The organism is Pontimicrobium sp. MEBiC01747 (assembly GCF_053601635.1).
In genome coordinates this window covers 1-5922 of sequence record NZ_JBSHNS010000551.1, presented here as the reverse complement: position 1 = coordinate 5922, position 5922 = coordinate 1, and the positions used below count along the sequence as shown (strand labels likewise).

Here is a 5922-nt window from a genome sequence, read left to right as displayed (position 1 = left end):
AAAACATAACTCTTTAATTATAATTAAATTACATTTTTTTAAAGGCAGCAGGAGTTACTTTATTAACATTTTTAAAGGCTGTATAAAAAGCAGATATAGAGTTAAAACCACTGTCGTAAGCTATAGCTTCTACTGTATAGTTATGAGACGATTTTAAAAGTTGCTCTGCTTCTTTAACTCTATATTCATTAATAAATTGAGAAAAGTTTTTATCTAAAACCTCATTTAAATATTGAGAAAAAACATGAGGCGAAACATTTAATTTAAATGCTAAATCTGGCATTTTTAAATTAGGGTTTTTATAAACTTTATCATCACTTAATAAATGCTCTAGTTTATCTTCTATAGCTTTAATAATTTTACCATCTATAGTTTGTTTTGTACTTTTTTTAATCTCAACGACTTCTTTTTTCTTTTTCGAAATTTTAAATAATAGTAAGCCAGAAATATAAAATACAAATGAAAATGATACTGCTCCAACAATATAAGATGTATAACGAGACGTTTTATAGGCCAACCAAATAATTGAAACGCCAACAAATACGCTTAGCAACCAAACATTACTAATATTATCTTGTGTTTTAAACTTTGTATTCAGCCCCTTAAAAACAGGCATTAAGTTAAAAGCAGCAACAATAATGTAAACAAACCATTGCCAATAAATTAGGTTTATTAAATTGCCCCATAGCTTTCTATGTTCCCAATAAGGATATTGTATTGCTATTATTATTACAATAAGTAATGGAATTACATGCAGTACATCATATTTTTTTACAGTTCTATTATTTATAATCGCACTTCTTACAAATAAATATAGTAGTGGGCCAATTAACACACAAGCCATTATACCTATATGAATATAAATATTAGACAAATCCTTATTAAAATAGAAGAAAACAGATTTACCAATTCTTATACTTATAACTAGCAATAATAAACCTAAAAAAATATTATATACTTTTTTAGTCTTAGAAAGGAATATAAAATAGATTGAAAGCAAAACGCCATTAAACGCACCTAGTAAGCTAAAGAAAAAAAGAAGTTGTTTATTTGTCTCCAAACCTGAATAATTAGATTTAATAAGCTAATTTAAAAATTTGAAGCATTATATTATCTACAATTTTAATATTGTTAAATATGTTAATGATTTGTAAAATTTACTTTTTAAATTATTTTTTTAAAATTTGTTTAACTATTTTAGCTAAATAATGAACAATATTAAAACAAAATTCAGCATTAAAGATTTAGAGAATCTTTCTGGGATTAAGGCTCATACTATAAGAATATGGGAGAAGCGCTACAATCTTTTTCAACCTAATAGAACGGAAACTAATATTAGATATTATAGTTTATCTAGCTTACAAAAGCTTTTAAATATTACTTTTCTTAATAGAAATGGTTTCAAGGTTTCAAAAATAGCACAATTAAGACCAGATGAAATTCCAGATTTGGTAAAACAAATTGCAAAAGAAAATGATCCAGAAAATCACTACGTTGATTTATTTAAAATTGCAATGCTAAATTTTGATCAAACGTTATTCTATAATACATTTAAAGAATTAGCCAAAGATCAAAATTTAACAGACATATTTCATAATGTTTTTGTACCACTTTTAAACCAAATAGGTTTGTTATGGCAAACAGATACTATAACACCTGCTCATGAACATTTTATTTTCGAACTCATTAAACAGAAAGTTTTAATTTATACAGATAGAGCTATTGACAATAGTAATAAAAGTGAAAACACTAAAACATTTGTACTCTTCTTGCCAGATAACGAAATTCATGAATTGGGGCTATTATATATAAACTACGAGTTAACATTAAGAGGCTACAAAAGTATTTACCTAGGGCAAAGTGTACCTATAGATAGCTTAGAATACCTTACAGAACTTTACGATGAGATTGTATTTATTTCTTCCTTTACAATTAAACCAGAAAAAGAAATTATAAATAAGTACTTAAACGAACTCTCTACAAAAATTTTAAAACAAGCCAATAACCTGTTACTAATATCTGGCAGACAGACACAACATATAGATTTACATACATTAAATAATAAAATATCTGTATTCAACTCAACAAAAGAAATACTAGAAAGTTTAAATAACTATAAACAACAAGTTGGTTAGGCATAAATTATGAATAAAACTATTGCAATTATAGGTTCGGGGTTTTCGGCATTAGCTGCTTCTTGTTATTTGGCTAAGTACGGATATAAAGTTACCATTTTTGAAAAAAATGAAACTATTGGAGGTAGAGCTAGACAATTAAAAAAAGAAGGATTTACCTTCGATATTGGCCCAACTTGGTATTGGATGCCAGATGTTTTTGAACGTTTTTTTGCTGATTTTAATAAAACACCAAATGACTATTATACTCTAGAAAAGCTAAATCCAGCTTACAGTGTTTACTTTGGAAAAAACGATTATATAACTATTGAAGATACTCTAGAAAAAATTTATGCTGCATTTGAAGCAGAAGAACAAGGAAGCTCTAAAAAGCTAAAAAAGTTTATAGATAATGCACAAGACAATTATAATGTAGCTATAAAAGATTTAGTATACAGACCTGGAGTTTCTCCTTTAGAATTAGTAACCCCAGTTACTATAAAAAAAATAGGGCAATTTTTTAGTACTATTAAAAAAGATGTAAGAAAAGAATTTAAAAATAATAGGTTAGCCCAAATTTTAGAATTTCCAGTATTATTTTTAGGAGCTAAACCTAGCAATACTCCATCCTTTTATAGTTTTATGAACTATGCCGATTTTGGTATAGGCACCTTTCACCCCAAAAAAGGAATGTATCAAGTTATTCTAGCTATGGAAGCACTTGCTAAATCATTAGGAGTTGTCATTAAAACCAATTCTCCAGTAGAAAAAATAAATATAGACTCTAATGGAAAAGCTACTGGTATTAAAGTTAACCATAACGTTCTTAATTTCGATACTATTTTAAGTGGCGCAGACTACCACCATACCGAAACCTTAATTGATAAAAAATACAGACAATATTCAGAATCGTATTGGTCTAAAAAAGTATTTGCCCCATCCTCTCTTCTATTTTATGTAGGGTTTGATAAAAAATTAAAAAATGTAAACCATCATACGCTGTTTTTTGATGTAGATTTCGATAGCCACGCAAAAGACATTTACGATACTCCAAAATGGCCTGATAATCCATTATTTTATGCAAGTTTTCCTAGTATAACAGATAAAAGTTCTGCGCCAGAAGGAAAAGAAGCAGGAATTTTTTTAATTCCATTAGCTCCAGGAATAGAAGACAATGAGGCATTAAGAGCTTGTTATTTTGAAAAAATAATAGCTCGATTTGAAAAGTTAACGTCTCAAGATGTTAGAAAATCCATTATCTTTAAAGAGTCTTTTTGTATTAACGATTTTATAAAAGATTATAACTCGTACAAAGGAAACGCCTATGGCATGGCTAATACGTTATTACAAACAGCATTTTTAAGGCCTAAATTAAAAAGTGGAAAAGTGAAAGATTTATATTTCACTGGACAATTAACCGTTCCTGGACCTGGAGTACCTCCTTCATTAATATCAGGAAAAATAGTAGCAGAATTAATAAAAAACCAAAACGAAAACTAATGAAGACTTTATTTGATTCCGTATCCTACAATTGTAGTAAAATAGTAACTCAGTCCTACAGTACCTCTTTTTCTATGGCTACAAAAATGTTGTCTAATTGTATACGTCAAGACATTTATAATATTTATGGTTTTGTTCGTTTTGCAGATGAAATTGTAGATAGTTTTCATGATTACAACAAAGAAGACTTATTTAAAAATTTCGAGTTAGATCTAGAAAAAGCGTTAAAAGATAAAATTAGCCTTAATCCTATTTTAAATGCTTTTCAGCATACCTATCATAAACATAATATAGAAAAACACATGGTAGATTCATTTATGAAAAGTATGCGTTTAGATTTACACAAAAGCACTTATTTAACCGAAAAAGAGTATAAAGATTATATATATGGCTCGGCAGATGTAGTAGGGCTTATGTGTTTAAAGGTTTTTGTAAAAGGTGACAACGATAAATACAATGCTTTAAAATCTACAGCAATGTCTTTAGGTTCTGCATTTCAAAAAGTAAACTTTTTAAGAGATTTAAAAGCAGATTACGATGAATTAGAGCGTACCTATTTTCCAAATACCGATTTAAATAACTTAACAGAATCCTCTAAGCAAGATATTATAAACGATATAGAAAAAGATTTTGCGGAAGGCTTAAAAGGTATTAAGCTATTACCTATAGAGGCAAAGTTTGGTGTATTTATGGCTTATAGATATTACAAACAGTTACTTAAAAAACTAAAACGCACACCAGCCTTAGAAATAAAAAATGCTCGAATACGAGTTCCTAACTACAAAAAAGTAGAGCTTTTAACGAGAGGTTATGTAAAATATCAACTTAATTTAATGTAATGCAAACAGTATACTGGATTTTATTTTTTTTAGGCACATTCTTTATCATGGAATTTAATGCATGGTTTACTCATAAATACATTATGCATGGTTTTTTATGGTCGCTGCACAAAGACCACCACCATAAAGATCATGATAGTTGGTTTGAGCGTAACGATACTTTTTTTATTTTTTACGCAATAGTGAGCATGGTTTGTTTTTATTTATGGAACTACGAAGGTATATGGTATTGCTTACCCATTGGTTTAGGCATTATGGCATACGGAGCAGCGTACTTTATTGTACATGACATTTTTATTCATCAGCGTTTTAAGTTTTTGCGTAATGCTAACAATAGATACGCTAAAGGTTTAAGACGCGCTCACAAAATGCATCACAAGCATTTAGGGAAAAATGACGGGGAGTGTTTTGGGATGCTTTTTGTTCCTTTTAAGTATTTTAAACGTTAAAATAACTTCTTTATAAATAATGGATAATAGAAGCATGCTTTTCGATTACATTATAATTGGTAATGGTTTAGCTGGACTTCAATTAGCATTAGCACTTACCGAAGATCTATATTTTAAAGACAAACAGATCGCTTTAATAGATAAAAACGATAAAACAACTAATGACAAAACATGGTGTTATTGGGAGAAAGGTAATGGTAAATGGGACAAATTAGTACATAACTCTTGGGGTAACGCCGATGTTTACACCACAAAAAATAAACATCAACTAAAGCTAGCACCTTATCGTTATAAAATGATACGCTCTATAGATTTTTATAACGATGTAAAGACCAAACTTAAAAAAAAAGATAATATCCATTTTATAATAGATAATGTACTTTTAACAAAAGAAGAATCGAGCTTTATAACAGTTACCACCTCTTCTAATACTTATAAAGCAAACCACGTTTTCGATAGCAGAATAGAGCATTCCTTTTTTTCAGAAAAAAAAGAGTACATAAATATTATACAACATTTTAAAGGTTGGGTTATAGAGACTCCTACTAGTACATTTAATAGCCTTAATACTTTTACTATGATGGATTATAGACTAAAAGATGGAGAACAAACCACCTTTATGTATGTACTTCCTTTCTCTAAAAATAAAGCTTTAGTAGAGTTCACTTACTTTACTTCAAATATCGTAGAAGATGAGATTTATAACACTTTTTTAAAACGCTATATTTCTAATATTCTGAAAGTTAACAGTTATAACATTTTAGAAATTGAAAAAGGAAGTATTCCTATGACAAATTTCCCTTTTAATAAATACTCGACAAATAAATTAACTAAAATTGGTACTGGAGGTGGTTGGGTAAAAGGCTCTACAGGTTATTCGTTTAAACATACCGAAAAAAAAGTGTCTCAAATTATAAAAAATTTAAAACAAGATAAATCCACTACATTTGGACTTTTTAATAGACGATTTAAATTTTACGACAAAGTATTTTTAAAAGTATTATTAGATGAGAATAAAAA

General features: G+C 28.4%; 6 protein-coding genes. 5 read left to right on the top strand and 1 reads right to left on the bottom strand.

All coding sequences use genetic code 11. The annotated features are described in order from the left end of the window. Positions 1-28: 28 nt before the first annotated feature. Positions 29-844: a helix-turn-helix domain-containing protein gene (locus ACVC2P_RS18245; RefSeq protein ID WP_452599882.1), complete on the bottom strand. Its 816-nt coding sequence runs from the start codon at positions 842-844 to the stop codon at positions 29-31. A gap of 364 nt (positions 845-1208) precedes the next feature. On the opposite strand from ACVC2P_RS18245, the gene ACVC2P_RS18240 reads away from it, so the two are divergent. The 5 genes from ACVC2P_RS18240 to ACVC2P_RS18220 form a co-directional block, all read left to right on the top strand. After that, complete coding sequence (locus tag ACVC2P_RS18240; protein WP_452599881.1) at positions 1209-2135, top strand: MerR family transcriptional regulator; 927 nt, start codon at positions 1209-1211, stop codon at positions 2133-2135. Between the two features lie 9 nt (positions 2136-2144). Continuing rightward, positions 2145-3614 (top strand): phytoene desaturase family protein, encoded by a 1470-nt coding sequence (locus tag ACVC2P_RS18235; RefSeq protein ID WP_452599880.1) that lies wholly within the window; start codon positions 2145-2147, stop codon positions 3612-3614. After that, a complete protein-coding gene (locus tag ACVC2P_RS18230; protein WP_452599879.1) occupies positions 3614-4453 on the top strand; it encodes a phytoene/squalene synthase family protein in 840 nt (279 codons plus the stop codon). The genes ACVC2P_RS18235 and ACVC2P_RS18230 overlap by 1 nt, the downstream gene beginning before the upstream one ends. Next, positions 4453-4902: a sterol desaturase family protein gene (locus ACVC2P_RS18225; protein ID WP_452599878.1), complete on the top strand. Its 450-nt coding sequence runs from the start codon at positions 4453-4455 to the stop codon at positions 4900-4902. Before ACVC2P_RS18230 ends, ACVC2P_RS18225 begins: the two co-directional genes overlap by 1 nt. A 19-nt stretch (positions 4903-4921) precedes the next feature. Then, positions 4922-5922 (top strand): lycopene cyclase family protein (locus ACVC2P_RS18220; protein WP_452599877.1); only part of this gene is annotated, 1001 nt, incomplete at its 3' end.

Bases quoted from the DNA above. Each gene is read 5' to 3' on its own strand.
- ACVC2P_RS18230 (WP_452599879.1), top strand. From the start codon at position 3,614: ATGAAGACTTTATTTGATTCCGTATCCTACAATTGTAGTAAAATAGTA.
- ACVC2P_RS18240 (WP_452599881.1), top strand. From the start codon at position 1,209: ATGAACAATATTAAAACAAAATTCAGCATTAAAGATTTAGAGAATCTT.
- ACVC2P_RS18225 (WP_452599878.1), top strand. From the start codon at position 4,453: ATGCAAACAGTATACTGGATTTTATTTTTTTTAGGCACATTCTTTATC.
- ACVC2P_RS18245 (WP_452599882.1), bottom strand. From the start codon at position 844: ATGGCTTGTGTGTTAATTGGCCCACTACTATATTTATTTGTAAGAAGT.
- ACVC2P_RS18235 (WP_452599880.1), top strand. From the start codon at position 2,145: ATGAATAAAACTATTGCAATTATAGGTTCGGGGTTTTCGGCATTAGCT.